The sequence below is a fragment of the Nocardiopsis mwathae genome (genome assembly GCF_014201195.1).
In the GTDB taxonomy this organism is placed as follows: domain Bacteria; phylum Actinomycetota; class Actinomycetes; order Streptosporangiales; family Streptosporangiaceae; genus Nocardiopsis_C; species Nocardiopsis_C mwathae.
This window is the reverse complement of record NZ_JACHDS010000001.1, coordinates 4,705,283-4,731,020: the sequence shown is the minus strand read 5'-3', so window position 1 is coordinate 4,731,020 and position 25,738 is coordinate 4,705,283. Positions and strand designations below refer to the sequence as shown.

The following is a 25,738-nucleotide window of genomic DNA, read 5'->3' as shown; positions in this document are numbered from 1 at the left end:
CGGCGTAGTGTCGGTCGCATCTGAACCTGGGCTCGCCTGGTCGGCGGTGGAGGAATCACATGAGCGATCGCGTGTTGCGTTCCGTCCCTGAGGCTCGGGAGGAGGACGAGCCGCTGATGCGGGACCTCATCGGCGACGTCCTGCGGCGGGCACGGCGGGAGCAGGGCCGGACCCTGCGCGAGGTGGCCGACGAAGCCGGGGTGTCGCTGCCGTACCTGTCGGAGATCGAGCGCGGCCGCAAGGAGCCCTCCTCCGAGGTGCTCGCCGCGGTCTACCGCGCCCTCGGGCTGCAGCTCGTCGACCTGGTCGGCGACCTGCACGCGCAGCTCATGCCGCAGCCCCAGCCCGTTCGCCCGTCCTCCCCGGCCTCGACGATCGCCGTGCCCGCGCGGGGTCCGCAGGCGATGCTGCTCGCCGCGTGAGTGCGGCCGGTGGCGGCGTCGCACCGCCACCGGCCCCGTCCGCGGCGTCAGGCCGCCGCCCGAGCGGGCAGCTCCCGCGTCGTGATGACCCCGTCGACCAGGCCGTACTCCTCGGCCTGCGGGGCGGTGAGGATCTTGTCCCGGTCGGTGTCCTCGCGTAGCCGTTCCACGGCCTGCCCGGTGTGGCGGGCCAGGATCTCCTCGATCTGGGAGCGGAGCCGCAGTACCTCGGCCGCCTGGATCTCCAGGTCGGCGGCCTCGCCCTGGCCCTGGGTGGAGGGCTGGTGCAGCAGCACCCGGGAGTGCTCCAGTGCCAGGCGCTTGCCCGGCGTCCCCGCCGCGAGCAGGACCGCCGCCCCCGAGGCCGCCTGGCCCATGCAGACGGTCGAGATGTCGGCGCGGACGAACCGCATGGTGTCGTAGATGGCCGTCACCGCCGTGACCGAGCCGCCCGGCGAGTTGATGTACAGGTGGATGTCGCGCTCGCTGTTCTCGTAGTCCAGGTGCAGCAGCTGCGCCATGACCACGTTGGCGACGCCGTCGTCGATCCCGGTTCCCAGGAAGACGATCCGCTCCGACAGCAGGCGGCTGAACACGTCGGAGGAGCGCTCCCCGTGCGGGGTGCGTTCGATGACCACGGGAACCGTGTACTGCCCGCTCATGCTGGGCCTCCCTTGCCTGCCGTCTCCTGTCCGGCGGCCCCCGCGGCCGCGGGGGTGAAGCCGAACCGGCGGGCCGTGTCGCCGCCCAGGTCCGCCACGGATGCGACCACCCGGTCGACGAAACCGTACTCCCGGGCCTCCTCGGCCGTGAACCAGCGGTCGCGCCGCTGGTCCTCGGCGATCCGCTGCACTGTCTGACCGGTGTGCTCGGCGATGAGCCGCTGCATGGTCAGCTTGGTGTGGGCGAGGTTCTCCGCCTGGATCGCGATGTCGGCGGCGGTCCCGCCCAACCCGCCCGATGGCTGGTGCATCATGATCCGCGCGTGCGGCAGGCTGAAGCGCTTGCCCGCCGTCCCCGCGCACAGGAGGAACTGCCCCATGCTGGCGGCGAAGCCCATGGCCAGCGTGGCGACGTCGTTGGGGATGAAGCGCATGGTGTCGTAGATGGCCAGCCCTGCGCTGATGGAGCCGCCGGGGCTGTTGATCAAGAGCGTGATGTCACGCTTGGGATCCTCCTCGGAGAGCAGCAGCATCTGCGCGGAGATCCGGTTGGCGATCGCGTCGTCCACCTGTGTCCCCAGCACCACGATCCGGCCGTGCGACAGCCGGGTCGCGATCTGGTCGTCGAACGGCATCGCGGCGGGTTCCTGTGCCGTGAGCCGCGGAACGGTCGAGTTCACGTGTCCTCCTCCTTCCGGCCGCCGTCGAATGGGCGCGTGCCCATGCGGGCCGGTCGCTCTCCAGCCTGCGGCCCCGGAGGCGGCGGAGGCGAGCGATTCTGCCGTGCGGAGATCTGCTGCCGGCAGAGCGGGGAGGATGCCCGGGACCGGCGCGTTCCCGGGCGGAGCGGTCAGAGTGGTCGGAGCCGCCAGAACGGTCAGAACCTTCAGCGCGGTCAGCGCGAGGGAGGGGCCGGTGCCAGGAGGACCCCTCCCCCGATCCTGTTCCGCCGCTCGGCCCTGCGCCCGGCGGCCGCACGCCTAGAGCACGGGTCGGAACGTCGGGTTGACGACGGTGGCGACGACACGGGCGGAGTCGGGCTTCTGCGGGACGCCGTAGCGGACCTCGGCCTGCGGGGTGCCCCTGAGGAACATGGTGTCGGCGATCACGACCTGGTAGGGGTCGGGCGTGCTGGACACCGGGATGTCGGTGACGAGGAACCAGCCGTAGTAGCCGGTGTCCGGTGCGTAGAGGAAGAACTCACCGCCCGTGTAGTCCTCGCGCACCAGGTCCTCGTTGAGCACGAGCGCCCAGTAGCGCACCGGATTCCCGGCGGGCCACATGGTGCGTTCCTCGGCGTGCAGTCCGGTCGGTTTCAGGTCGGTGAAGGGGTTGTCCGACATGCGAGCTCCAGCAGGTGAAGACTGCCGTTCCATGGACGGTGCCGTTCTCTCGGCCGCCAGGGCGGCGCCGCCCGGTGCGAGCACCAGGGCGGTGGCGGCCGCCGTCATGGCCGCGGTCAGTCTGCGGACAACGTTGTGCATCTCGTCCTTACTGCCAATGTGGAAGTGAACGCTGCGGGTGCCCTGTCGCGGGTATGGCGGCGCGTCGCGTCCGGCGTTTCGCGCGACGTTCCGTTCCATCCGTGTGCGCATGACCACCATGCGTGATGGTGTCAGCTGTCCGCCGGTCCGGCAAGGGCGGCTATGTCGCCGCCCGGGGGCCGTTTCCGCTGGTAGAGATGTTGTTTCGAATTCAGCGAGGGGTGGCGTGCCTGGTCGGCGGGGGCGCGGCCTACCCGGTGAACTCTTCGAGCCAGGCGTCCGAGGTGGTCGCGCCGTCGAGGGCCTCGCGGATGATGTCGGCGTGCCCCGCGTGCTGGGCGGTCTCCCGGATCAGGTGGAGCAGGATGCGGCGCGCCGTCCAGCGGGTGTCCGGCGGGAACCACGGCGCCCGGGGAAGCTCGGCGGTGACGTCCAGGCCGGGCAGCGCGGCGACGGCCTTCTCGGTCTCGCGGGCCACCTCGTCGTAGAGGTCGAGCATGCCCTGCAGGGTCTCGCCGTCGAGCAGGCGGAACTCGTCGGCCCATGCGGCCGCCTGCTCGTCCGCGTCCGTTCCGACCGACGGGCCGTCGTCGCGGGCGGGCCGTCCGGTCATGATGTCGATCCACCCCCGCTCGACCCGGGCGACGTGCTTGATCAGCCCCGCCAGGCACAGTGCGCTGACGGTGGTGCGGGCCGTGGCCTGCGTGTCGTCCAGGCCGCGGATCGTCATCCTCAGGGTCTTGCGCTGCTCTGCCAGGATGCTCAGAACTTCGTCGCGCTCGTCGGGTGCGCGCTCGGCGGACTCGGTCATGGGGACCACCTGCTTCTCTTCGGTCACTTCGCGGACGGGTGTGTCCTGCTCGGTGGCCTCGAAACTAGGAGGGATCGCGGTCAGTATCGGTCCTCAATGCGCAGCGAGCCGCGATTCTTTCGCGGGGGCCGCCCATCCTCCGGTCTGGCCGCCGCCGGACACCGTGCACCGGGCCGCCCGGCTTCGGTCCCTGTGGAGCCTCGCACGACCTGCACCATCGGCGTTTCGGGCCGTGTCCGGTGAATTCCGGCCGTTGCGCGGGGATTGTGGATACGCTTTCCACAGCTGTCCCAGGAGGTCACGCATGACCGTCGTTCCGCTCCACTACCGGTTTGACGGGTCACGGCATGCTCCGGTGGCGCTGCTGATCCCCCCGCTGGGGACGAAGTGGTCGGTGTGGGAGCCGCAGATGCCGGAGCTGACCCGCACGCTGCGGGTCCTGCGGGTCAACCACCGCGGCCACGGCGCCACGCCCGCCCCCGAGGGGCCCTACACCCTCGACGACCTGGGAAACGACGTGCTGGCGGTCCTCGACGGGTGCGGGCTGGACCGGTACTCCGTCATCGGCGCCGGGACCGGGGGCGCGCTCGCCACCTGGGTCGCGTTGTCCCGCCCCGCCCAGGTGCGCCGACTCGCCTATGTCGCCGGGACGACCGGCGCCCCGCCCGCGGTGTCCTGGTCGAAACTCGCCGACCAGGTCCTGGGGTCGGGCATGGCCGCGGTGTCGGCCGAGACCACCCGGGCCTGGTTCACCCCGTGGTTCGTCGAGGAGCGGCCCGATGTCGTGGCCCGCCTGGTCGCGGAGTTCGAGGGGATCTCCCCGGTCGGCTACGCCGGGCACTGCGCCGCCCTGGACGGGCTCGACCAGCGGCTGTCGCTGGCCCGGATCCGTGTGTCGACCCTGGTGCTGTCGGCCGCCCACGACCCCTTCCTGCCGCCCGGCCACGGCCGGCGGCTCGCCGACGCCATCCCCGGGGCGCGCTTCGAGGTGATCCCCCGCGCCGCCCACCTCGTCGGCATCGAGCGCGCCGAGCGGGTGAACGAGCTGCTCATGGCACACGTCGGCGGGTGAGGAGCCGGGCACCGGCAGGGGATATCATCGGCTGTGGCGGTGGGGCCCGCCGCCTCGCCGCCCAGCGGCGGGGGAACCGCACAGCGAACGCGCCCGCACCCCGGTGATCGTGTCCGATCCCGTGGTGGCCACGACGTCCGCCGCTGTCGCCAACGGTCCCTGTCAGCCGTGGTCACTTTGCTGATGGGAGCCGTTCGATGACCCGTGCCGGCGGGGCGCACGCCCACGAGCCCGATCCGGAGACCGTGCGGTTACCGGTCGACTCCGACGTCGACTTCCATGTTCCGCGCCAGGTCCGCGAACTGCGCGAGGCCCCGTGGGCCGTTCCGGTGGCGATCGCGCTCGGCGGTGCCATCGGCGCCGCCGCACGCCATGGAGTGGACGTCCTGCTGCCGCACGCCCCCGGCGAGTTCGCGATGTCGACGCTGCTGGTCAACGTCTCGGGCTGCCTGCTGATCGGGTTCCTGATGGTGGTGGTGACCGATGTCCTTCCGGGGTTGCGCCTGCTGCGCCCGTTCTGCGGTGTCGGCGTGCTCGGCGGTTACACCACCTTCTCCACCTACGTCGTGGACGTGCAGCACATGCTGAACGCGGGCGAGGCCGGGCCCGCGCTGGTCTACCTCGGCGGCACGCTGGTCGGAGCCATGGCGGCCGTGTGGGCGGGGATCTCCCTGGCCGAAGGGGTGTTCCGGCGGCGGATCACCGCCCGGCGCGAGCGCGATGAGGAGGAGGTGGGCCGGTGATCACCCTCATGGTCGCCCTCGGCGCCGCGATCGGAGCCCCGCTGCGGTACTTCACCGACCGCTTCGTGCAGGCCCGGCACGATTCGGTGTTCCCGTGGGGCACACATGCCGCGAACGCCACGGCGTGCCTGCTCCTCGGGTTCGTCAGCGCGCTCACCCTCCCCGAGTGGGCGTGGGCGCTGCTCGGCACCGGTCTGCTGGGCGCGCTGTCCACGTACTCCACGTTCGGCTACGAGACGTTCCGGCTGCTGCAGAGCCGGGCGCGCTTCCTCGCGTTCGCCAACGTCGCCGCCTCGATCGCCGCGGGACTGGGCGCGGCCTTCATCGGCGCAGCCGTCGCCGGCGCCCTGGGTGGCTGACCCCGGTGCGTTGATCTCGGTGAAACGCACCGAACGACGGCCGCCGGTGCTCGGTGCACGTCGCCGAGATCAACGTCAGTGTGGGCGGCGCGATCAGTCGGCGTCGCCCGCCTCCTCACCCTTGAACTCGCCCAGGGTCTCCTGCTCGGACGGCCGCAGGGGGCGGCTGATCTCGATCAGGTAGCCGTCGGGGTCGCGGAAGTGCGCGGCGCGGATGCCCCACGCCGACCAGTTCTTGGGCGCTGAGGCCTGCGGCGCCCCGGCCGCGACCAGTTCGGCCGCGGTGGCGTCGACGTCCTCGACCTCGAAGACGATCGAGCAGCGGTCCTGACCGGGGAGCGTCGCGTTCTCGCCGGTCGTGCCGAGCGCCTCGGCGATCACGTCGCGTTCGCAGACCACCAGCCGGGTCTGGGAGTCGACGTCGAACTCTGCATAGCGGGTGACCTCCGATCCCCACAGAACGGGAAGTTTGAGCACGTCGCGGTAGAAGCGGAAGCACGTGAGCTGGTCGTCGACCAGCAGGCGGATGTAGCTGCAGCGCACGGCGGGCCTCCCCGAGTCCGAGTTCGGTCCGGTCACATCCGGTGTCTCACATCCCATCTTCCGTCCTGAAACCGGTTTTCGCCCATCCCCTGTCGCCGGGAGTCTGTCCGGATCCGGTCACGGCCGAGGTGAAAGCCGAGGTCACGGCCGCAACAGCCGGTTTTCCGTAGCCTTCGCTCGTCAGAATGTAGTACATCTGCTATCAATGGTAGTTGAAGGTAGATAGAAAGGCGTAGGCGTATGACAGTGGCGAGGGCGCAGCAGATCGCCGCGCACACGTCCTCGGGGGACGCCAGGGGAACCGTGGTGAGCGTGCGCGATCTGCGGATGCGCTACGGCAGCGTGGACGTGCTCAAGGGCGTGGACTTCACCGCGGACCGGGGCGAGGTGGTGTGCCTCCTCGGGCCCAACGGGGCCGGGAAATCCACCACCATCGAAATCCTCGAAGGCTTCCGGATGCGCTCCGGGGGAGATGTGAGCGTGCTCGGCGAGGACCCCGCCAGGGGCGGCGAGGCCTGGCGCGCCCGGATCGGCGTGGTCCTGCAGTCCTGGCGCGACCACGGCAAGTGGAAGGTGCGGCAGCTGCTCGCACACATGGCGCGGTTCTACGCCCCCTACGCCACGGCCGCGATCTCCCGGCCCCGCGACGTCGACGAGCTCATCGCGACGGTGGGCCTGACCGAGCATGCCGACAAGAAGATCTCCACGCTGTCCGGGGGGCAGCGCCGCCGCCTCGACGTCGCCATCGGCATCGTCGGCAAGCCGGAGCTGCTGTTCCTCGACGAGCCCACGGCCGGGTTCGACCCGCAGGCGCGCCGCGACTTCCACGACCTGGTGCACCGGCTCGCCGACGAGGAGGACACCACCATCCTGCTCACCACCCACGACCTGGACGAGGCGGAGAAGCTGGCCGACCGCATCCTCATCCTGGCCGGGGGCCTCATCGTCGCCGACGGCAACCCCGACCGGCTCGCCGCGCAGGTCGAGAGCGACGCCGAGGTGAAGTGGCGCCGCGACGGGCAGCGATTCGTGCACTCCACGCCCGACGCCACCGCCTTCGTGGGCGAGCTGCTCGCGCAGTACGGTGACGACGTCACCGACCTGGAGGTGCGGCGGGCGACGCTGGAGGACGCCTATATGGCCATGGTGCACCGCCACGAGACCGGCCAAGCCGAGGAAGCGGCCCGCGAGTTCGCGAAGGAGACCCGATGACCACGACCGCCACCATGAACGCCGTACGGTCCGGGCTCTCGCGCGGCTGGGTCGAGTACCGGCAGTCCTTCACCAGCGGCCAGGACCTCTTCGGCTATTTCGGCACCCCTCTCATCTTCCTGACCATCGCGATCAGCCTCGGCGGCGCGGAGGTCGAGAACACCGGCGTCTCGGTGGGGGCGATGATGATGGCCGGGTTCATGGGCTTCCTGCTGGTGATGGCCGGAGTGGTGACCGTGGCTCAGGTGCTGGCGGTCGAGCGCGAGGACGGAACTCTGCTGCGCGCCAAGGCCCTGCCCCGCGGCATGCTCGGGTACTTCGTCGGCAAATCCGTGTACATCAGCCTGATCACGCCGACCAGCCTGTTGTTCCTGCTGCTTCCGGCGTTCGCGCTGATCGACGGCTTCGCGGTGCCGGGGCCCGAGCGGCTGTTCACGTTCGCCTGGGTGACGATCCTGGGCCTGCTGGCCATCGCGCCCATCGGGGCGATCATCGGTTCGCTGGTGACCAACCCGCGCCTGGCAACGGGCCTGTCGTTGGGGCCCCTCGTGGGGCTGATGATGATCTCCGGTACCTTCTTTCCGGTCCACTGGGCCCCGCAGTGGCTGCAGTGGATCGGGCAGGCCTTCCCCATGTACTGGATCAACCTCGGGATGCGCTCGGCTTTCCTGCCGGACGCGGCGCTCAGCTCCGAGCTCCGCGCGTCGTGGCAGCACCTGGAGACGGCCGGAGTCCTCGGCGCCTGGGCGGTCCTCGGCCTGATCGTCGCCCCGTTCGTGCTGCGCCGCATGGCGCGCCGCGAGTCCGGGGCGCGCGTGCAGGCGGCGCGGGAGAAGGCGATGCAGCGTGCCTACTGAGCTGAACGGGCAGCAGGAACGGCCGACCGGGGTCCCGTATCAGCGGCGTGATCGCCTGGGGCTAATGATCCCCCGGCGGCGCCGAGAACTGAGAGGCTGGATCCACATGGAGGAGAGGGGGTGCGGCCATGACCGAAACGAAGGACGCGAGTTCGCGTCGGCGGACGAAGCCCGCGGCGAGCGCTGAGCAGGTCTACAACCGCATCGCCGTGCTCCGGGCCGAGCGCGGTGTCTCGCGGCGCGAGCTCGCCGAGACCCTCGGCGTGCACTATCAGACCGTCGGCTACCTGGAGCGGGGCGAGTACAGCCCCAGCCTCCACCTGGCCCTGCGCATCGCGCAGTACTTCGAGGTGCCGGTGGAAGTGGTGTTCTCCACCGAGCCGTTCCCCCGCATCGGAAGTGAATGATCATCGAGCGGGGCGATCATCACCCGGGGGCATGTCCCTGTGGCGGAGATCGGCCCGGCCCGTCCGCGGACGGGGGCCGACCTGGCCGCCGCGCTTGCGGATGTCCCGCCGCTGGATGACCGCTTCGAAGAGGACATCGCGGAAGCACTCGCCTACGTCACGAACGAGGACGCGGACCCGTGGGCCGAAACCTGATCCTGGACACCGACTGCCTGATCGCCTTCGAGCGAGGCACCATCGACAGGTCCGAATTGGACGACGATGAACTCGCCATCGCCTCGATCACGGTCGCGGAGTTCCGGGTGGGCATCGAGATGGCGGCCACGGCCGAGCAGGCCGCTCGGCGAGCTCGCATCCTCACCGCGGTCATCTCCGTCGTCGAGGTTCTCGACTACACGGACGTGACGGCCGCACACCACGCCGCCCTGATCGCTCACACGCGGCGAAGCGGTCAGCCCCGCGGTGCGCACGATCTGATCATCGCGGCGCATGCGGCCGAGACCGGGCGCCCGGTGCTGAGCCGGGGCGCGAAGGCGCGGTTCGGGGACCTTCCGGGGGTTCAGGCGCTGGACGCGCCATAGGGCGTCATCCGGTCGACCGATGAGCGACTAGAAGTACATCAGGTCGGGGCCGGCCCAGCCGTAGGTGTCGCGGTGGCGGACCTCGGCCAGTTCGTCCTCGGAGAGCACGCGCGGTTCGCCCAGGCGGCGGGCGTCGATGTAGATGCCGCACAGCCACTCCAGCAGCCGCGCGTGCTCGAACGCCTGCGCCAGACCGTGGCCGACGCCGACGCCGCCGTGGTTGGCGAGCAGTGCGGCCCGCTTGCCCTGCAGCGCCTTGACGACCTGGTCGGAGAGGTCGCCGCTGCCGTAGGTGGCGTATTCGGTCACCGGGATGGCGCCGCCGAGCCGGGCGGCGTAGTGGTGGATCGGGGGGAGTTCGGCCAGCACCGCCGAGACGGTGGCGGTGTTGCGGGTGTGGGCGTGCACGACCGCGGTCGCGTCGGTCTCCCGGTAGACGGCCATGTGCAGCGTGGTCTCGGCGGTCGGCTCGCGGCGTCCCTCGTAGACGCGGCCGTCGACGGACAGGACGGGGCAGTCGGCCGGTTCGACGCGGTCCAGGGTGACACCGGCGGGGGTCACGGCGACGAGGTCGCCGCAGCGGACGCTCACGGTGCCTCCCTCGCCTTGGGGGAGTCCGGTGTCGGACAGGCGGCGCGCCGTCAGGCACACGTCTCTACGCTCTTGCTCCAGCAGCATGTTTCCTCACGCCAGGTCGGTCGGGCGGGCCGGGGGCAGGGGGACGCCCACGATCCTCACTCCGGCCGCGGCGTCCGATCGGGTGCCTTCTACGGTTAGGCACACCTAATCAAGGTAACCCGGCGCAGGGGGTCGTGGCCAGTGGTGTACGTCTCCTCTGTGCCCGTTCGCGCTGATGGCGGTATGCAGGCGATGTGCGGATGGCCTGCGGCCGCCCGGTTTCGTTCCGTAGCGGGCCCGAGATGTGACCTGGGTTGCAACTCCGGGTCACAAGATCCGATATTGACTACGGAGCGTGTTCAATTTCGGTCGCGTTGCGTGATACGCATCACCGTCGCGCGTTACCAAAACGGGTGTTTTCGCAGGTCAGGGCGTGATTAAAGCAAACATATCGTCTGGGTAAAGAAGGTACCGTGGCCGTTTGTGGTCAATTATCCAGGGCAAGACGGTTCCGTGATGCAACCCTACGTAACACTCCCGAACAAGCAGTACCTTTCTGAACCCGGTTCCAAAACCGCGGCAAGCCTCTACATCGACGGCGCCTGGAAGGCGGCTTCCGGCGGTGGGACGCGCGAGGTCCTCAACCCCTACGACGCCTCCGTGCTGACCGTCGTCAGCGAAGCCGGCCCGACCGACGCCGAGGTCGCGGTGGCCGCGGCCCGGCGCGCCTTCGACGAGGGCGACTGGCGTCACCGCCCGGCGGGTGAGCGTGGGGAGATCCTGAACCGCATCGCCGATCTGCTGCAGCGCGACCGCGACGAGATCGCGCTCATGGAATCCCTCGACACCGGCAAGACGATCGAAGAGGGCGGCATCGACGTCGACGACGTCACCGCGGTCTTCCGCTACTACGCGGGCCTCGCCGACAAGGACGCCGGACGGATCATCGAGGCGCCCGAGGGCGTCTCCAGCAAGGTGGTCTACGAGCCGGTGGGGGTGTGCGCCATGATCACCCCTTGGAACTACCCCCTGCTGCAGCTCTCCTGGAAGATGGCGCCGGCGATCGCCACCGGCAACACCATGGTCATCAAGCCCAGTGAGATCACCCCGGTGACGACCTGCAAGCTCGTCGAGCTCGCCGAAGAGGCCGGTGTCCCCGCCGGTGTCGTCAACCTGGTGCTGGGCGCCGGCGCCGAGGCCGGTTCGGCCCTGGTCGAGAGCCCCGACGTCGACCTGGTCTCCTTCACCGGTGGCCTGGCCACCGGTAAGCGGATCATGGCGGGCGCCGCCGACACGGTCAAGAAGGTCGCGCTGGAGCTGGGCGGTAAGAACCCCAACATCATCTTCCCCGACGTCGACCTGGACACCGCCGTCGACTACGCGCTCAGCGCCGCGTTCTTCCACTCCGGCCAGGTCTGCTCCGCCGGCGCGCGGCTCATCGTGCACGAGGACATCCACGACGACTTCGTCGGCGAACTGGCCCGCCGCGCCGAGGAGATCAGGATCGGCTGCGGCCAGGAGGAGGGCGTCCGCTGCGGCCCGCTCGTCTCCGCCGAGCACCGCGCCAAGGTCGAGGCGGCCGTGGCCCGCGGCGTCGAGGAGGGCGCCCGCGTGATCGCCGGCGGCAAGCGCCCCGACGAGCCGGAGCTCGCCAAGGGCTACTTCTTCCGCCCCACGGTGTTCGTCGACTGCGACCGCAGCATGGACATCGTGCAGACCGAGGTCTTCGGCCCGGTCGTCACGGTCGAGAAGTTCCGCACCGAGGCCGAGGCCATCGAGCTCGGCAACGACACCGACTACGGCCTGTCCGGCGGCGTGTGGACCGACGACACCGGGCGTGGAGAGCGCGTCGCCGCGGCCCTGCGCCACGGAACCGTGTGGATCAACGACTACGGCCCCTACTTCCCGGGGGCCGAATGGGGCGGCTTCAAGCACTCCGGCGTCGGCCGCGAGCTCGGGCACGCCGGGCTGGACGAGTACCGGGAGGCCAAGCACATCTACCGGAACCTGGACCCCCGGCCGCAGCGCTGGTTCGGCTAGGCGACCGGACGCCGAGGGAGGCCCGCCCCGCCGCCGACAGCGCGGTGGGGCTCCGGCATGCCCGCGGCAGCGTCGAGATTTCAACATCTTTGCGGCCCCGGGCCGGGAGTGACACACCGGCCGGGGCCCGCCCCGACAGCTTTCGCTCGAAAGGAGCCCACGTGTCCGCAACCGAATCCGCCTTCGATTACGTGATCGTCGGTGGAGGGACCGCCGGGTCGGTGATCGCCAACCGCCTGACCGAGGACCCCGACACCACCGTGTGCGTGATCGAGGGCGGCCCCTCCGACGTCGGCCTGGACCGGGTGCTCAACCTCCGAGACTGGCTCGGCCTGCTGGAGAGCGACCTCGACTACGGCTACACCACGACCGAGCAACCCAACGGCAACTCGCACATCGTGCACTCCCGCGCCAAGGTGCTGGGCGGCTGCTCCTCGCACAACACGCTCATCAGCTTCCGCCCGTTCGCCGAGGACCTGGACGACTGGGTGGCCGCAGGCGCCGAGGGCTGGGACAACGCCACCGTCCAGGCCTACGCCGACCGGCTGAAGAACAACATCGTCCCGATCGCCGAGAAGGACCGCAACGACCTCATCAAGGACTGGATCGAGGCCTCCTCGAAGGCGACGGGGGTCCCGGTCGTCGAGGACTTCAACGCCGAGACCTCCCACCGCGGCGGCTTCCACGACGGCGTCGGCTTCCTGCCGATCTCCTACGACCCCTACTCGGGCAAGCGCTCCTCGGCGTCGGTCGCCTACCTGCACCCGATCATGGGGGAGCGCAAGAACCTCACCCTGATGCTGGAGACCTGGGCCGACAGGATCGTCCTTGAGGGCGACCGGGCCACCGGCGTCGAGGTCGAGCTCGCCTCAGGCGAGCGCCGCACGGTCTCCGCCGCCCGCGAGGTCATCCTGTGCGCCGGCGCGATCGACACGCCGCGCCTGCTGCTGCTCTCCGGCGTCGGTCCCAAGGACGACCTGGCCGAGGTGGGCATCGACGTCCGCCACGACCTGCCGGGCGTCGGCGAGAACCTGATGGACCACCCGGAGTCCATCATCATGTGGGAGACGTCCAAGGACGTCCCGGAGAACACCGTCATGCACTCCGACGGCGCACTGTTCATCCGGCGCGACGAGAGCGACCCGCGCCCGGACCTGATGTTCCACACGTACCAGATCCCGTTCGACGACAACACCGAGCGCCTGGGGTATGAGTCGCCGCGGATGGGCCGGGCGATGTGTATGACGCCCAACATCCCGCGCTCCCGCTCCCGCGGCAAGCTCTGGCTGAAGAGCTCCGACCCCAAGGAGAAGCCGGCGCTGGACTTCCGCTACTTCACCGACCCGGACGGCTACGACGCGCAGACCATCGTCGACGGCCTGAAGATCGCGCGCGAGATCGCCGCGACGGAGCCGTTCAAGTCGTGGATCGAGCGTGAGGTCGCCCCCGGCCCGAACGTCACCACCGACGAGGAGCTCTCGGAGTACGGCCGGCGTGCCGCGCACACCGTGTACCACCCGGCCGGCACCTGCAAGATGGGCGCCGCCGACGACCCCACGGCCGTCGTCGACCCGCAGCTGCGCGTGCGCGGCCTGTCGGGTCTGCGCGTGGCCGACGCGTCGGTCTTCCCGACGATGCCCTCGCCCAACCCGATGGTCACCGTGCTGGCCATCGGCGAGCGCGCGGCCGACCTCATCCGCGCCTGACCACCGCCCGGTGCCGCCCCGCCCCGTGCGGGGCGGCGTACCGGACCCGCACACCGCGCGGGCCGCCCGGCCGTAACGGCGCGGCCCGCCGCACCAAAAGGACAGCCAGGAGAGCGATCCCATGAACTCCCCGACACCAGAGAACGAGAACGCCGGAGAGCCTCACTATGAGGCCGGCGTCGAGCCGAAGATCTCCGTCCGCAACCTGTGGAAGATCTTCGGCAAGAACGCCGGCTCCATCATCGGCACCGACTACGAGCGGCTCGACCAGGAGACCGTCTTGGAGAAGACGGGCTGCACCATTGCGGTGCGGGACGTCTCCTTCGACGTCTACCCGGGCGAGACCTTCGTCGTCATGGGCCTCTCCGGATCGGGGAAGTCCACGCTCATCCGCTGCCTCACCCGGCTGATCGAGCCGACCGGCGGCGAGGTGCTGTTGGAGGGCCAGGACATCGAGAAGCTGCCGCAGCAGGAGCTGCGGGAGCTGCGCCGGCACAAGCTGGCGATGGTGTTCCAGCACTTCGGCCTGCTGCCGAACCGCAGGATCATCGACAACGTGGCCTACGGCCTGGAGATCCGCGGCATGTCGCGGTCGGCGCGCCACGCCCGCGCCGCCGAGATGATCGAGATGGTCGGGCTCTCCGGCTATGAGAACCACAAGCCCGGGCAGCTGTCCGGCGGCATGCAGCAGCGCGTCGGCCTGGCCCGCGCACTGGCGGTCGACCCCGAGGTGCTGCTGTTCGACGAGCCGTTCAGCGCGCTGGACCCGCTGATCCGCCGCGATATGCAGGACGAGGTGCTGCGGCTCCAGCGCGAGCTGCGCAAGACCTCGGTGTTCATCACCCACGACCTGTCCGAGGCGCTCAAGCTCGGCGACCGGATCGCGATCATGCGCCACGGCGAGCTGGTCCAGGTCGGCACCCCCGAAGAGGTCGTCGGCAAGCCCGCCGACGACTACGTGCGCGACTTCGTGTCCGACGTCGCGCGCACGACCGTGCTCACCGTCAGGTGGCTGATGCGCCCGGCCGAACCGGACGAACCGCTCGACGGCCCGCAGACCGCACCCGGGACCATCGTCAGCGAGATCGTGCCGATGCTGGCCGAGGGCACCGCCCCGGTGCGCGTCACGGAGAACGGTCGCCTGCTCGGCGTCGTCGGCCGCAGGGACGTCCTGCGCGCGATCGCCGAGGACCAGAGCGACGCCGCGGTCGGCGCCGCCCTGGAGGCCTGATCATGGCCACCACGACCACCCCCACCACCCAGCCCGCCGGGCCCGACCGGCCCGCCGGTGCCGAGGCGCCGACCTGGCGCGAGTGGGCCGCCAACCGCTGGATCCAGACCGGCATCGTCCTGCTGGTGCTCGTGATCGCGGGGGCGCTGCCCTACGTCCGCGCGCCGTTCCCCGAGGCGACCGGCGTCTGGCTGGACCAGAACCTCAACGACCTGTACTCCTGGGTCGTCTCCAACCGTGACACCAGTCCCATCTTCATCTACGGGTTCAACTACCTGTCGGTGGGGCTGGGCTCCTCCGTCGTGTTCATCGACGACATGCTGCAGGCCCTGACCTGGCCCGGCGTGGTCGTGCTGGGGGCGTTCGCCGCCTGGCGCGCCGCCGGCTGGCGGGTCATGCTCGTCGTCCTCGCCGCGTTCGCCGTCTTCGGCTTCACGGGGCTGTGGAACCAGGCGATGACCACGCTCGCGCTGATCATCACCGCGGTGGGCCTGGCGCTGATCGTCGGCATCCCGCTGGGGATCGCCGCCGGGCGCAGCGACCGGGTGCAGCGGGCGCTGCGGCCGGTCCTGGACTTCATGCAGATCATGCCGGCGTTCGCCTACCTCATGCCGATGCTGCTGCTGTTCGGCATCGGCAACCCGGCCGCGGCGGTCGCCACCACGGTTTATGCGATCCCGCCGGCGGTCCGTATCACCGCCATGGCGATCCGCAACGTCGACAAGGGTGCGATCGAGGCCGCGACCTCGCTCGGCTCCACCAAGTGGCAGATCCTCGGCAAGGTCCAGCTGCCGCTGGCCAAGCGCACGATCCTGCTCGGCGTCAACCAGACCATCATGCTCGCGGTGTCGATGGTCGTCATCGCGTCCGTCATCGGCGCGGGCGGTCTGGGCGACGCGATCTACCAGGCGCTTTCCAAGATCAATATCGGGCGCGCGCTGGAGGCCGGGCTCGCGATCGTCATGCTGGCCATCGCGATGGACCGGGTCACCGGTGCCGTCGGGCACGGCGCGCACACCCCGCAGATCCCCGAGCGGCTGCGGTGGTGGGTGCTGGGCGGCGGCGCGCTGGCGACCGCGGCAGCGGCGGCGCTGCAGGTCGAGCGGTGGCCCTCGGAATGGCGGTTCCACATCGCCGGACCGGTGAACGACTTCAGCAACGCGTTCGAGTCCGCCGTCGGCGGTGTCACCAGCACCCTGGGCGCCTGGCTGCTGGAGTGGGTGCTGGGGCCGCTGAACTCCACCCTGACCGGCGCACCGTGGTGGCTCGTCGTCCTGGCGTCGGGCGCGCTCGGCTGGATCTTCGGCGGCCGACGCGTCGGCATCACCTGCGGTGTCGCGATCCTCGGAGCCGGGCTGCTCGGCCAGTGGGACCGGAGCATGGACACGCTGGCGCAGATCCTGGTCGCCGCCGTCATCGTGCTGGCCATCGGGGTCGTCATCGGCGTCTTCATGGCGCGCCACGACCTGTTCGCCGCCTTGCTGCGGCCGGTCCTGGACGCCATGCAGACGCTTCCACCGTTCGTCTACCTGATCCCCGCGGTGGCGCTGTTCAGCGCCGGAAAGGTGCCCGCGCTGGCCGCGGCCGTGGTGTTCGCCCTGCCGCCGGTGATCCGGCTGGTCAACGACGGGATCAGGGGGGTGTCGCAGCAGACTGTCGAGGCCGCGGTCTCGCAGGGCTCCACGAAGTGGCAGCTGCTCACCAAGGTCCAGCTGCCGCTGGCCCGCTCGTCGCTGCTGCTCGCGGTCAACCAGGGCATCATGATGATCCTCTCCATGGTGGTCATCGGAGCCCTCGTGGGCGGCGGTGCGCTCGGCTACGGCGTCGTGTTCGGGCTCAAGCAGAACGAGCTCGGCCTCGGACTCACGTCGGGCCTGGCGATCGTGTGTTTGGGGATCTTCCTCGACCGGATGACACAAGGTAGGAGAACCAATGCGTAAGAGACCGTCCATCACGACCGCCGCCACGGCGGCAGCGGCCGCCTCGGCCGTCGTCCTCGCCTCCTCCTGCGCCGCGCAGACCGGTGGAGGACCCGGCGGCGAGGACACCGTCCGCATGGCGATCAACGGCTGGGTGGGCTACGAGGCGTCGGCCGCCGTGCTCACCTACCTGCTGGAGAACGAGCTCGACGTCCGCGTCGAGCAGAAGCAGATCGACGAGCAGCCTTCCTGGCAGGGCCTGAACGACGGCGACCTCGACGTCATCGTGGAGAACTGGGGCCACGAGGACCTGATGGAGCAGTACGGCCCCGACGGCAACGACACCGTCGTCGACGGCGGGCCGAACGGCAACAAGGGGACCCTGGGCTGGTACGTGCCCTCCTACCTGCTGGAGGAGTACCCGGACATCAACACCTACCAGGGTGTCAAGGAGAACGCCGAGATCTTCAGGACCCCGGAGAGCGGCGACAAGGGCGAGTTCCTGGCGGGCGACCCGGCGTTCGTCACCCAGGACCAGGGCATGATCAACCACTTCGACATGGACCTGAAGATCGTCTACGCCGGCTCCGAGGCCGCCGAGATCACCACGATGCGCAAGAAGTACTCCGACGAGGAGCCGTTCCTCGCCTACTTCTACGAGCCGCAATGGCTGCACAACGAGCTCGACCTGGAGCACGTCGAGTTCCCCGAGTACACCGAGGGCTGCGCGGACGACGCCGACGACGTGTCCTGCGGCTACCCGGAGTACGACCTCAACAAGATCTTCCGCAAGGACTTCGCGGAGGAGGACAGCCCCGCCTACCGGCTGCTCGACAACTGGACCTGGACCAACGACGACCAGAACGCGGTCGCCGAGATGATCGCCCAGGACGGCATGGACGCGGACGAGGCCGCGGAGAAGTGGGTCGAGGACAACCGGGACGTCTGGGAGTCCTGGATTCCCGAGGGCGCCGACAACTAGTCACCCACCTGCAACATGGTGACCGGATAATGGCCGACGGTGGCGGGACGCGTGCGCACGTCCCGCCACCGACACACCCCAGCAGCACCACCGCCTACCCCTGCGCGGCGCCGGGCCGCCCGTTTCGTTTCTGCGAGGTGGACGGACCCCACCGGCCCGGCTTCGGATCGCCCCCCGCGCCACCGACACCTCCCTGTTCAGCTCACCCCGAGGCAGGACACCCCCATGAGCGTTCACAGTTCCCGACGGGCCGCGACGGCCATGAAGACCGCGGCCATCTCTCTCACGGCGCTGCTCGCCGTGTCGTGCGGATCGGCGGACAGCGGCGGCGATCCGAACGGCGACGACAAGGTACGCATCGCGCTGAACGGGTGGGTGGGCTACGAAGCCGACGCCGCCGTGCTCTCCTACCTGATCGAGAACGAGCTCGGCGAGGCCACCGAGCTGGTCGAGGACGACGAGGAGTCCTCCTGGAGCGGGCTCGCCGACGGCTCGGTCGACGTGATCCTGGAGAACTGGGGCCACGAGGACCTGATGGAGCTGTACGGCGACCCCGAGAACCAGCTCGTCGTCGACGGCGGGCCCAACGGCAACTCCGGCGGCATCGGGTGGTACATCCCGCAGTACCTGGTGGACCAGTACCCCGGCATCGACACCTACCAGGGGCTCCAGGACAACGCGGACATCTTCTCCAGCGCGCAGGGAAGCGACATGGGCCGCTTCCTCGCCGCCGACCCCACGTTCGTCACCCAGGACCAGGGCATGATCAACCACTTCGGCATGGACCTGGAGATCGAGTACGCGGGCTCGGAGGAGGAGCAACTGCAAGAGGTCCGCAAGGCCTACGACGAGAAGGAACCCGTCCTCTTCTACTTCTACGAGCCGCAGTGGATCCACGAGGAGCTCGACCTGGTCAAGGTCGACTTCCCCGACTACGTGCCCATGTGCGAGATCGACCCCGAGGATGTCGGCTGCGACTACCCCGAGTACGAGCTCAACAAGATCTTCCGCAAGGGCTTCGCGGACGAGAACAGCCCCGCCTACCAGCTGCTCGACAACTGGACCTGGACCAACGAGGACCAGGACGAGGTCGCCCGGATGATCGCCGACGAGGGCATGGACCGGGAGGATGCCGCCCGGACCTGGGTGGAGGCCAACCCCGACGTGTGGAAGCAGTGGCTGCCCGCCTCCGCGTCCGCGGACGGCTGACCCCTCCGAACAGGGGAGAATGGACGGATGCGGCGGCGGGGTCCCACCCCGCCGCCGCAGTCATGCACCCCCTAGCGAAGCAAAGAAGACCATGAGCAACACGATGTTCGGATCCGCCGCCGCGAAGATCGCGGCCGCCTCGGCGGCAACCCTGTTCGCCTCGGCGTGCGGGGCCGCCACGGACACCGAGGACGGGTCCGACACGGTGCGGATCGCACTGAACGGGTGGGACGGGTACCGGGCGTCGGCCGCGGTCGTGTCCCACCTGCTGGAGACGGAACTCGGGTACGAGACCGAGCTGCTGGAGGTGGACGAGCAGACCGCCTGGCAGGAACTGGCGTCCGACGACGCCGACGTGATCCTGGAGAACTGGGGCCACGAGGACCTGATGGAGCTGTACGGGGACGCCGAGAACCAGCTCGTCGTCGACGGCGGACCCACCGGCAACAAGGGCACGCTCGGCTGGTACATGCCGCAGTACGTGGTGGATGAGTACCCGGGCATCGACACGGTCGCGGGGCTCAAGGAGCACACCGAGGTCTTCACGCCGGGCGGCGCGGCCGCGTCGGGCGACACCACGGGCCGCCTGCTGGGCAGCGACCCGACGTTCGTCACCCAGGACCAGGGCATGATCAACCACTTCGACCTGGACCTGGAGATCGAGTACGTGGGCTCGGAGGAGGACCAGATCGCCAAGGTCCGCAAGCTGTACGCCGACGAGAAGCCGGTCCTCTTCTACTTCTACGAGCCGCAGTGGGCGTTCGAGGAGCTGGACCTGGTGAAGGTGAAGTTCCCGGAGTACGTGTCGATGTGCGAGATCGACCCGGAGGACATCGGCTGCGACTACCCGGCCTACAAGCTCAACAAGGTCTTCCGCAAGGGCTTCGCGGACGAGAACAGCCCCGCCTACCGGCTGCTCGACAACTGGGAGTGGACCAACGACGACCAGAACGAGGTCGCCAAGATGATCGCCGAGGACGGCCTGTCCCCCGAGGACGCCGCCGCGGCGTGGATCGAGGAGAACCCGGACACCTGGAAGCCCTGGCTCCCGGCCGACGCCTGATACCGCAGCCGTACCCGGGTGGGCGGTGGACCGCCCCCACCGTCCACCCGTACCAGCCGGACGGCCTGGACGGCATGGACGGTATGGACGGTATGAATGTCCCGGACGGTGAATGTCCCGGACGGTGAATGGCCCGGACGGTATGGACGGGCCTGGACGGTATGGACGGGCCTGGACGGTCTGGATGGCCCGGATAGCCCGCACCAGTCGAGCTCTGCCGCCATCACCTCTCGTGCCGCAGCCGCTGCCACACCCAGTACACGTTGAAGCAGGACGCCACGAACCCGGCGCCGAAGACGACCATCAGCGGCACCGAGTCGGTCAGCACCACCGCGAACACCGCAGCGAGCAGCAACACCCCGGCCCCGAACACCGCCAAGACCATCCGGAACCCCAGCGCACTGGCCGGCCTCTCATGACTCCCCAGAGGCCCCTTCAACCGCCCGCGCCGCATGCCCACCCCTCCACGAATGGCCGCTTACCAGCCCATTCTATCCCTCATCCACCGCTGCCTTCAGTGGCCCGGACTTTCTCGCGGAGCCAGTCGGGAACACGCCTATCATCCCGAGGGGTCGATATGTCAAGAATCTAGTTTGTCCATATCCTCAAGACTCACAGTGGATAGGGGATATCCAATCAGCCAGTCCTCGCGATTGCCCTTTGGTATCGCGGTTGTTCCTATTTCAATAAACCCTCCTTTTTGGATTTGACGGATGTGCCACTTGCGCCCCGTCCTCATCAAGCTTCTTGTAGAAGGCTCTCGCCCTCTACGGGCTCTTCGTGGTTTCCAGAAACTCAGCCTCCAGGAACTCGGCGAATGTGTCGGCAACTTTCTTTGTCTCGACCTCGTTAAAAACGTGGATTCCTGGGTTGCTTCTGTGTAGGTAGTACACAACGTCGAAGTTTTAGCTGCGTACGAATGGTTTGTCTGAGGTTTCGAACTCCGGCGACTCCTCGAGCATCTCCTCGGCGACATCGACTGCGCCGAGTGCTGAGCGAATGTCGAGCTCCATGCTGAAATGCTCGAACGGGTTGGCTCCCGCTTTCTTCATGAAGTAGATATAGTCGTCCGGCGGCCCAATATCACCCCCCAGATTCTGCAGCTCGCCCCGATTCAATCGAACCGGCGATTGCTTCGTCGATTTTCGTGGAACTTGCCGCAGTTTCTACTCTGCCTGAGGCTAATTCCGCCATTCTGGAGGATCCCCCTCAGCGCCCCTGCCTCCGTGATCATGGGAAAGAACCCGGCTCAACGAGCGAGGCCAGATGTAATCCCATGATCATCGGTGGGAAATTGTGGAAACTCGGACGCCTGGGCAAGAGTGGTCGTCGGTGTCCTCGGCCCAAGGTTTCCGGGTGCCCCGGGGCCGCGCCGACCAGCGTGATGGCAGACGCCCCCAGCATCCCACCGCAGCCGCTGCTCTGCCACAGGACATTGGCCAGCCGTTAGCTGACAAGCGCGACCAGCAGGTCTATGGCCTAGTTCCCAACGATGATCATGGGATTACTTCTGATCGTGTCCGTTTTGTTCGATTGTTTCCCATGGTCACCTGCGGTTGTCGAGGTGGGGGATCGCTGGATCGGCCCCGGGCGCTATCCCTTGGCGGCGATCAGCGGACAGCGGTGTTCCACCACCAGTGGTGAGGAGGGATCCCCTGAGGCACGGCGGCCGGTGACGCGTCGGTCACTTCGGGCAGGGCATCGTCCAGCTCTTCGTCGATATCCTGGATCTCCTGCATGTCGATGAGGGAGAAGCCGGCGCCGCCCAGGAAGTTCTCGAAGACGGTCTCCAGCGCTGAGCGGTACAGGCAGGCGGCGTACCAGCGGTCAGCCCGCACGGCCAGGGCGTAGTTCTCGGCTTGCGTGACGTATGCGGAGAGCTCGCCCCGACGCTGGGCCACGAGTTCGGCGATCTCAGCGCGCTGCTCGTGGCCGGCAGTGGTGCCCGGTCCGCCGAGGGCGTTGGCGAGGAGCATGAGCATCGCGCGGTCGAACGGCGTCTCGTGGTCGCGGAGGTCACAGAGCGCCTGGTCCATGTACCGCTCTGGGGTGCCCCCGAACGCGTACACAGGGGTCTGCGGCCTCTCGGTGGGCCAGTGGAAGTGGAACAGCCGGACCGAGCCATCGGCATCGACATAGACGCTGGCTTCCAGGGCCACGGTGATGCCGGCTGCCTCGCGGGCCGTCCGGTGGAACGTCAGCCACCGGTGGCCTTCGGGGTAGCCCCGGTTCCCCACCAACTGGCCTTGGGCGATGGTCCGCGATGCCGCGGTGAGGTAGGCCTCGATGGCCGAGCCGGGGCCGCGCTCGGCGACAGGGAGTTCATGCAGATGCCGCATCGACATCGTGGCGGCTTCGATCGGCGAGTCGAAGCCGATGCGGTCCGCAAGCGACCGGACTGCCGACGCCACAGCCTCGTCTCCGGCCGCCGGGTCGAGGCGAACCTCTCCGCGGCCGAGCGCCTCGACCGCGGCGATGTCCGCCTCCATCCGTCGGCGGATCGCATCAGGGTCGGCCAGCATGCGCTGGGCGGCGATCTCCTCCGGCGAGCGGTCGTCAGGCACGGTCATCCCATCCAGTCGTTCTCGTCGTACAAGATCCTACGCATGCGCTCTTCGTGGCTCATGTCCTGCTGCTTGGGTGCCCGCCACCACCAGTGAGAGTCGGGAAGCCAATTGGGGATGTCCTTCTCTGGGACAGGAGGGGCGTCGTCGGATACCTCTTCAAGAAGCTCGTCGATCTCGGCGATTTCACCTCGGTCAGGTTCGTGAACAACTTCCTCCAAGTCGACAAATTCGTCCTGAAGTACTTGCAGTTTCGACCGCAATAGGCACGCCTGGTGAAAACCATCAAGTCTGCCCCGTTCGGCGTATCTATAGCAATCGCCGATGAGGATGGTTAGCCCGCTAGGGTTCCCGCCTTTCCTGAGTAGGTCTGAGACTTTCCTTTTGAAGGAGTTTGTTTCTTCATCGTCTGGCAGGCTTCCGTTTAGAAGGAAGTAGAGATTGGAGATCTTTTCGGCCGCCCGCATGGAGCCCCATTTGAAGTTAGGGTCATCAACGCCCTCCTGGAGGTCGCTGATGATCTCTCGCATCAGGCCGGGTGCGTCACGGTCTTGTGTGCTCATATCGTTCACTCTGATCACGCCACCTTGGCTGTGCCGTAGGTTAGCATTACAACTTTGCCATCCGGCCTGGTTAAAACTAGCGCCTCAAGTGCTCTGTATTTTCCTTCTTTTTCATCGAAAACACTGCGGTGATATAGGCGGCGTTCTGCTCCGGGGCCTGTGTTGCTGGCCGATACTAGTTCGCCTTCGCGGATGGTTGTTTCTGCGCTGTCATGGTAGTCGCGAATAACGTCACCTGAGCGTTCGCCGTCAGGGAGTTCTCGGTAGTGCTTGCGAGCATGATAGGCGGCAGATGTTTCGTGCCCCATTGTAATGTCACCTGCCTGCCCCCGAATCATGCGATCGCGTTGGCTCTCAGGTAGATTTGGGTCGACATGCGCGTCATTGGCCCAGACTTCGCGAACGACTCGATGGTCGGCGTCCAGCTGTGCTCTAACATCCATGTCAAGGGTGAGGTCGGCAGCAGATCGCTTTCTCGACTGTCCCTTATGGCTTAGTCCTCTGGGGTCAGTGTCCTCCAGGTGCCTGACCTTTTCGTCGAATACTGCCTTGTAGTACTCGTACCGATAGGCGAATTCACGTGGCGAACTCGCTCCCTCCAAAGCGAATCGGGTGGCTTCTGGATGGAGTAGGTTTTTTACTGTCTTGTTGAACGGCTGGCCTACGGCTGAGGCTGCCCGCTGCCACTCGTCACCGATACGGGGGTGGTCGCCCCGCAGGCTGGCGATCTGCTCGTTGGTCAGGCCCGCATCGCGCAAGCTCTGTTCGAGTTCGTCGGCCTTCTTTAGCGCCTTCTCATTATCGGGGCTAACCGCCGTGCCCGGCCTCCCGTCCCCAATACCGTCCTCGCCATGGCCACGGCCCCCGGCACTTGGCCCAGAGCCATGTCCGTGGTGGGGCGCGCCACCTCCACCTCGGCCGCCGTCCCCTTCGACCAGTGGTGTTCCCGATGAACCGCCAGTGAATGAGTGGTCGGAGTTGGGGCCCCAGCGGCCTGGAGGTCGTGGTGCGTCGGAGTCGGCGGAGAACCGGCCGCCATCGCCGGACGAAGCCATTGGGCTCGTGTCTCCGTGGCGAGCCGTTGCTCCGGCGCCGACGAGTTGGGGTTGGCGGTCGCGGATGTGCTCGTCGAGGGCGCGGTCGATGTCGCCGTTGTGTCTCTGGATGCGCTCCTCGAGAAGGTCGAGCTCGCGCTGGATCTGGCTGGTGGTCGGATCCCCGGACGCGTGGCCCGCGTGCTGGGGCGTGTGGGGAGCGGCCGATGTGTCGTTGGGCGCCCGGCTACCGGAGCCGGTGTGGGCCGGAGCATGGTGGGCGCTGCTGCCCGCGGCGGAACCGGCGTTCGATCCGGGCTGGCCGTGTCCTTGCCCCGCATGCGTGTCGGGAGCAGACCCGGTGGCCGGGGCGCGGCCGCCGTCGAAGGAGTGGTGGCCCGGGTTGGGTACGGAGGGCTGGTTGTGGCTCAGCCCCAGAGCGTCTTTCAGGAGATTCTTGAACGCGCCCTGGGCTGCGGGACCCCACAGGCTCGGGGTTGTGAGGATCTCGCCTGCGGTGGGCAGAGCGCCCGCGCCCGCCGGGGCGCGGCCGACCTGGCCGGCCAGTCCAAGTGCGCCAGGGTGCCCGTGCCTGGCGGCCCCGGCGACTTCCTCGGCGGCGCGCGCGGCGCGGGCCGCGGCAGATGCGCCCTTCGCGCCCTGGATGGCGGCCTTGACAGCGCCTACGCCGCCGAGGGCGGTCAGCGCGATGTTGATCCCGCCCTGTGTGATCACGTAGCCGGGCCGGTCGTCCCATTCGCGCCACGGGACGATCGAGTGCCCCACCTCTACCCAGGCGTCTCCGGCCTCGCCCCACGAGGTGCTCTCGATGGACAGGCTCATGTCCGCATGTGCCTCTAAGCGGTAGCCCACGAGACTGCTGACGCCCTGGGCGAGGTCCCAGCCGAAGTAGCCCCGGTTCTCGGCCTGCCCCCAAGGGGTGATGGCCCATCCGTTGTGGCCGTAGAACCCGGTGGCCCCGCCCGCGAACTCGCCGACCCCCGCAGCGATGTCGACCGTGCCGTCCCATGCGTCGATGTACCAGGGGTGGTCCACCTCTTGAGGGGTGCCCCAGGGGGTGGGGGTGTCCTCGCCGAGGGCCCAGAATCCCGCGCCGTAGGCGACTTCGCCGGGTCTGCACTGGGTGCCGCCCTGCGGGACGAAGGTGGTGCCGCCGAACACGCTGGTGATCTTGTTGGCGCACTCCCGCTCGGCGTCCTGGTAGGCCACGGTCTGCGAGCCGACCTGGTCGATGAGGTCGTTGTGCTTGGTGACGTTGTCGGGCTCGGAGCGCCAGTCCTCCTGGGAGGCGACGTTGGTGATGAAGAGCCGGGCCTCTGACTGCAGGCTGAGGAGCTTCTTCTTGATCTTTCCGGCTTTTTCGGCGAAGTCCTGCAGTGCCTCGCCGACTTTGCCCATGGCGTCGGAGAACTCGTCGCCGGTGGTCGCGACGGGGTTGATCGCGGATAGGAGCTCGTCGGACTCGGGCGCGGAGTACACCCCGGCCAGGGACTGCCAGGAGGACTTGATGTCCTGGCCGGCCTGGGCGACGTCCTTGCCGTCCTGGATGAGCTGGGCGGCGGTGGACTCCAGCTCTTCGGGGGAAGCGTCGGGGATGAAGATGGCGTCGGGGTCGATCAGCGGCTCGTCGCTCAC

Annotated in this window: 27 protein-coding genes; 16 read left to right on the top strand and 11 right to left on the bottom strand. The window is 68.5% G+C overall.

Going from position 1 to position 25,738, the window contains the following annotated elements:
• Positions 1-59 precede the first annotated feature (59 nt).
• Positions 60-422, top strand: coding sequence for a helix-turn-helix domain-containing protein (locus HNR23_RS20765; protein ID WP_184077932.1), 363 nt, complete (start codon positions 60-62; stop codon positions 420-422).
• A gap of 47 nt (positions 423-469) precedes the next feature.
• Here the strand turns inward: HNR23_RS20765 and HNR23_RS20760 are convergent, their stop codons facing one another.
• The 4 genes from HNR23_RS20760 to HNR23_RS20745 all read right to left on the bottom strand — a co-directional run bounded on the left by HNR23_RS20760 (position 470) and on the right by HNR23_RS20745 (position 3,379).
• Positions 470-1,084: an ATP-dependent Clp protease proteolytic subunit gene (locus tag HNR23_RS20760; protein ID WP_184077930.1), complete on the bottom strand. Its 615-nt coding sequence runs from the start codon at positions 1,082-1,084 to the stop codon at positions 470-472.
• Positions 1,081-1,764, bottom strand: a complete 684-nt coding sequence (locus HNR23_RS20755) for an ATP-dependent Clp protease proteolytic subunit (RefSeq protein ID WP_184077928.1) — start codon at positions 1,762-1,764, stop codon at positions 1,081-1,083. The genes HNR23_RS20760 and HNR23_RS20755 overlap by 4 nt, the downstream gene beginning before the upstream one ends.
• A gap of 300 nt (positions 1,765-2,064) precedes the next feature.
• Positions 2,065-2,568, bottom strand: coding sequence for a hypothetical protein (locus HNR23_RS20750; protein ID WP_184077926.1), 504 nt, complete (start codon positions 2,566-2,568; stop codon positions 2,065-2,067).
• A gap of 250 nt (positions 2,569-2,818) precedes the next feature.
• Positions 2,819-3,379 (bottom strand): DinB family protein, encoded by a 561-nt coding sequence (locus tag HNR23_RS20745; RefSeq protein WP_184077924.1) that lies wholly within the window; start codon positions 3,377-3,379, stop codon positions 2,819-2,821.
• Positions 3,380-3,683: 304 nt separating this feature from the next.
• Here HNR23_RS20745 and HNR23_RS20740 point away from each other — a divergent pair, with 304 nt between their 5' ends.
• From HNR23_RS20740 to HNR23_RS20730, 3 genes are all read left to right on the top strand, one after another.
• Positions 3,684-4,451 carry an alpha/beta fold hydrolase gene (locus HNR23_RS20740; protein WP_184077922.1) on the top strand — a complete coding sequence of 256 codons (768 nt, stop codon included), beginning with the start codon at positions 3,684-3,686 and terminating at the stop codon, positions 4,449-4,451.
• A 197-nt stretch (positions 4,452-4,648) separates the two neighbouring features.
• The gene (locus HNR23_RS20735) at positions 4,649-5,194 is read left to right on the top strand and encodes a fluoride efflux transporter FluC (protein WP_184077920.1); all 546 of its coding nucleotides are present in this window, start codon (positions 4,649-4,651) and stop codon (positions 5,192-5,194) included.
• Positions 5,191-5,553 carry a CrcB family protein gene (locus tag HNR23_RS20730; protein WP_184077918.1) on the top strand — a complete coding sequence of 121 codons (363 nt, stop codon included), beginning with the start codon at positions 5,191-5,193 and terminating at the stop codon, positions 5,551-5,553. Before HNR23_RS20735 ends, HNR23_RS20730 begins: the two co-directional genes overlap by 4 nt.
• A 93-nt stretch (positions 5,554-5,646) precedes the next feature.
• On the opposite strand, the gene HNR23_RS20725 is transcribed toward HNR23_RS20730, so the two are convergent.
• Positions 5,647-6,096: a VOC family protein gene (locus HNR23_RS20725; RefSeq protein ID WP_184077916.1), complete on the bottom strand. Its 450-nt coding sequence runs from the start codon at positions 6,094-6,096 to the stop codon at positions 5,647-5,649.
• A 240-nt stretch (positions 6,097-6,336) separates the two neighbouring features.
• On the opposite strand from HNR23_RS20725, the gene HNR23_RS20720 reads away from it, so the two are divergent.
• The 5 genes from HNR23_RS20720 to HNR23_RS20700 all read left to right on the top strand — a co-directional run bounded on the left by HNR23_RS20720 (position 6,337) and on the right by HNR23_RS20700 (position 9,153).
• On the top strand, positions 6,337-7,308 hold the full coding sequence (locus tag HNR23_RS20720; protein WP_221308187.1) for an ABC transporter ATP-binding protein: 972 nt from the start codon (positions 6,337-6,339) through the stop codon (positions 7,306-7,308).
• Entirely contained in the window at positions 7,305-8,165 is an 861-nt protein-coding gene (locus tag HNR23_RS20715; protein WP_184077914.1) for an ABC transporter permease, read from the top strand. Before HNR23_RS20720 ends, HNR23_RS20715 begins: the two co-directional genes overlap by 4 nt.
• Positions 8,166-8,293: 128 nt before the next feature.
• Positions 8,294-8,572, top strand: a complete 279-nt coding sequence (locus tag HNR23_RS20710; RefSeq protein WP_184077912.1) for a helix-turn-helix transcriptional regulator — start codon at positions 8,294-8,296, stop codon at positions 8,570-8,572.
• Between the two features lie 39 nt (positions 8,573-8,611).
• Positions 8,612-8,767, top strand: coding sequence for a hypothetical protein (locus HNR23_RS20705; RefSeq protein WP_184077910.1), 156 nt, complete (start codon positions 8,612-8,614; stop codon positions 8,765-8,767).
• The gene (locus tag HNR23_RS20700; RefSeq protein WP_184077908.1) at positions 8,752-9,153 is read left to right on the top strand and encodes a PIN domain-containing protein; all 402 of its coding nucleotides are present in this window, start codon (positions 8,752-8,754) and stop codon (positions 9,151-9,153) included. Before HNR23_RS20705 ends, HNR23_RS20700 begins: the two co-directional genes overlap by 16 nt.
• 27 nt (positions 9,154-9,180) lie before the next feature.
• Here HNR23_RS20700 and HNR23_RS20695 read toward each other — a convergent pair whose 3' ends face one another.
• A complete protein-coding gene (locus HNR23_RS20695) occupies positions 9,181-9,831 on the bottom strand; it encodes a class II aldolase/adducin family protein (protein ID WP_184077906.1) in 651 nt (216 codons plus the stop codon).
• Between the two features lie 456 nt (positions 9,832-10,287).
• Between HNR23_RS20695 and HNR23_RS20690 the strand changes: the two genes are divergently transcribed.
• From HNR23_RS20690 to HNR23_RS20660, 7 genes are all read left to right on the top strand, one after another.
• A complete protein-coding gene (locus tag HNR23_RS20690) occupies positions 10,288-11,811 on the top strand; it encodes an aldehyde dehydrogenase family protein (RefSeq protein ID WP_221308186.1) in 1,524 nt (507 codons plus the stop codon).
• A 161-nt stretch (positions 11,812-11,972) separates the two neighbouring features.
• The gene (locus HNR23_RS20685; RefSeq protein ID WP_184077902.1) at positions 11,973-13,517 is read left to right on the top strand and encodes a GMC oxidoreductase; all 1,545 of its coding nucleotides are present in this window, start codon (positions 11,973-11,975) and stop codon (positions 13,515-13,517) included.
• Positions 13,518-13,638: 121 nt separating this feature from the next.
• Entirely contained in the window at positions 13,639-14,748 is a 1,110-nt protein-coding gene (locus HNR23_RS20680) for a quaternary amine ABC transporter ATP-binding protein (RefSeq protein ID WP_184077900.1), read from the top strand.
• Positions 14,749-14,750: 2 nt separating this feature from the next.
• Positions 14,751-16,688: an ABC transporter permease gene (locus tag HNR23_RS20675; RefSeq protein WP_184077898.1), complete on the top strand. Its 1,938-nt coding sequence runs from the start codon at positions 14,751-14,753 to the stop codon at positions 16,686-16,688.
• Positions 16,681-17,649, top strand: coding sequence for an ABC transporter substrate-binding protein (locus tag HNR23_RS20670; RefSeq protein ID WP_184077896.1), 969 nt, complete (start codon positions 16,681-16,683; stop codon positions 17,647-17,649). Before HNR23_RS20675 ends, HNR23_RS20670 begins: the two co-directional genes overlap by 8 nt.
• 225 nt (positions 17,650-17,874) lie before the next feature.
• Positions 17,875-18,858: a glycine betaine ABC transporter substrate-binding protein gene (locus HNR23_RS20665; RefSeq protein ID WP_246421817.1), complete on the top strand. Its 984-nt coding sequence runs from the start codon at positions 17,875-17,877 to the stop codon at positions 18,856-18,858.
• Positions 18,859-18,949: 91 nt separating this feature from the next.
• Entirely contained in the window at positions 18,950-19,921 is a 972-nt protein-coding gene (locus HNR23_RS20660; RefSeq protein ID WP_184077894.1) for a glycine betaine ABC transporter substrate-binding protein, read from the top strand.
• A 223-nt stretch (positions 19,922-20,144) separates the two neighbouring features.
• Here the strand turns inward: HNR23_RS20660 and HNR23_RS20655 are convergent, their stop codons facing one another.
• The 5 genes from HNR23_RS20655 to HNR23_RS20635 form a co-directional block, all read right to left on the bottom strand.
• Positions 20,145-20,375, bottom strand: a complete 231-nt coding sequence (locus HNR23_RS20655) for a hypothetical protein (RefSeq protein ID WP_184077892.1) — start codon at positions 20,373-20,375, stop codon at positions 20,145-20,147.
• 451 nt (positions 20,376-20,826) lie between these two features.
• Positions 20,827-20,973 (bottom strand): hypothetical protein, encoded by a 147-nt coding sequence (locus tag HNR23_RS20650; protein WP_184077890.1) that lies wholly within the window; start codon positions 20,971-20,973, stop codon positions 20,827-20,829.
• 558 nt (positions 20,974-21,531) lie between these two features.
• Positions 21,532-22,491: a hypothetical protein gene (locus HNR23_RS20645; RefSeq protein ID WP_184077888.1), complete on the bottom strand. Its 960-nt coding sequence runs from the start codon at positions 22,489-22,491 to the stop codon at positions 21,532-21,534.
• Positions 22,488-23,048 carry a hypothetical protein gene (locus tag HNR23_RS20640; RefSeq protein WP_184077886.1) on the bottom strand — a complete coding sequence of 187 codons (561 nt, stop codon included), beginning with the start codon at positions 23,046-23,048 and terminating at the stop codon, positions 22,488-22,490. The genes HNR23_RS20645 and HNR23_RS20640 overlap by 4 nt, the downstream gene beginning before the upstream one ends.
• Positions 23,049-23,062: 14 nt before the next feature.
• Positions 23,063-25,738, bottom strand: a complete 2,676-nt coding sequence (locus HNR23_RS20635) for a hypothetical protein (protein WP_184077884.1) — start codon at positions 25,736-25,738, stop codon at positions 23,063-23,065.

Bases quoted from the DNA above. Each gene is read 5' to 3' on its own strand.
- HNR23_RS20690 (WP_221308186.1), top strand. From the start codon at position 10,288: ATGCAACCCTACGTAACACTCCCGAACAAGCAGTACCTTTCTGAACCC.
- HNR23_RS20675 (WP_184077898.1), top strand. From the start codon at position 14,751: ATGGCCACCACGACCACCCCCACCACCCAGCCCGCCGGGCCCGACCGG.
- HNR23_RS20660 (WP_184077894.1), top strand. From the start codon at position 18,950: ATGAGCAACACGATGTTCGGATCCGCCGCCGCGAAGATCGCGGCCGCC.
- HNR23_RS20765 (WP_184077932.1), top strand. From the start codon at position 60: ATGAGCGATCGCGTGTTGCGTTCCGTCCCTGAGGCTCGGGAGGAGGAC.
- HNR23_RS20710 (WP_184077912.1), top strand. From the start codon at position 8,294: ATGACCGAAACGAAGGACGCGAGTTCGCGTCGGCGGACGAAGCCCGCG.
- HNR23_RS20665 (WP_246421817.1), top strand. From the start codon at position 17,875: ATGAGCGTTCACAGTTCCCGACGGGCCGCGACGGCCATGAAGACCGCG.
- HNR23_RS20680 (WP_184077900.1), top strand. From the start codon at position 13,639: ATGAACTCCCCGACACCAGAGAACGAGAACGCCGGAGAGCCTCACTAT.
- HNR23_RS20760 (WP_184077930.1), bottom strand. From the start codon at position 1,084: ATGAGCGGGCAGTACACGGTTCCCGTGGTCATCGAACGCACCCCGCAC.
- HNR23_RS20720 (WP_221308187.1), top strand. From the start codon at position 6,337: ATGACAGTGGCGAGGGCGCAGCAGATCGCCGCGCACACGTCCTCGGGG.
- HNR23_RS20695 (WP_184077906.1), bottom strand. From the start codon at position 9,831: ATGCTGCTGGAGCAAGAGCGTAGAGACGTGTGCCTGACGGCGCGCCGC.
- HNR23_RS20640 (WP_184077886.1), bottom strand. From the start codon at position 23,048: ATGAGCACACAAGACCGTGACGCACCCGGCCTGATGCGAGAGATCATC.
- HNR23_RS20670 (WP_184077896.1), top strand. From the start codon at position 16,681: ATGCGTAAGAGACCGTCCATCACGACCGCCGCCACGGCGGCAGCGGCC.
- HNR23_RS20740 (WP_184077922.1), top strand. From the start codon at position 3,684: ATGACCGTCGTTCCGCTCCACTACCGGTTTGACGGGTCACGGCATGCT.
- HNR23_RS20745 (WP_184077924.1), bottom strand. From the start codon at position 3,379: ATGACCGAGTCCGCCGAGCGCGCACCCGACGAGCGCGACGAAGTTCTG.
- HNR23_RS20750 (WP_184077926.1), bottom strand. From the start codon at position 2,568: ATGCACAACGTTGTCCGCAGACTGACCGCGGCCATGACGGCGGCCGCC.
- HNR23_RS20650 (WP_184077890.1), bottom strand. From the start codon at position 20,973: ATGAAGAAAGCGGGAGCCAACCCGTTCGAGCATTTCAGCATGGAGCTC.
- HNR23_RS20645 (WP_184077888.1), bottom strand. From the start codon at position 22,491: ATGACCGTGCCTGACGACCGCTCGCCGGAGGAGATCGCCGCCCAGCGC.
- HNR23_RS20735 (WP_184077920.1), top strand. From the start codon at position 4,649: ATGACCCGTGCCGGCGGGGCGCACGCCCACGAGCCCGATCCGGAGACC.
- HNR23_RS20655 (WP_184077892.1), bottom strand. From the start codon at position 20,375: ATGCGGCGCGGGCGGTTGAAGGGGCCTCTGGGGAGTCATGAGAGGCCG.
- HNR23_RS20715 (WP_184077914.1), top strand. From the start codon at position 7,305: ATGACCACGACCGCCACCATGAACGCCGTACGGTCCGGGCTCTCGCGC.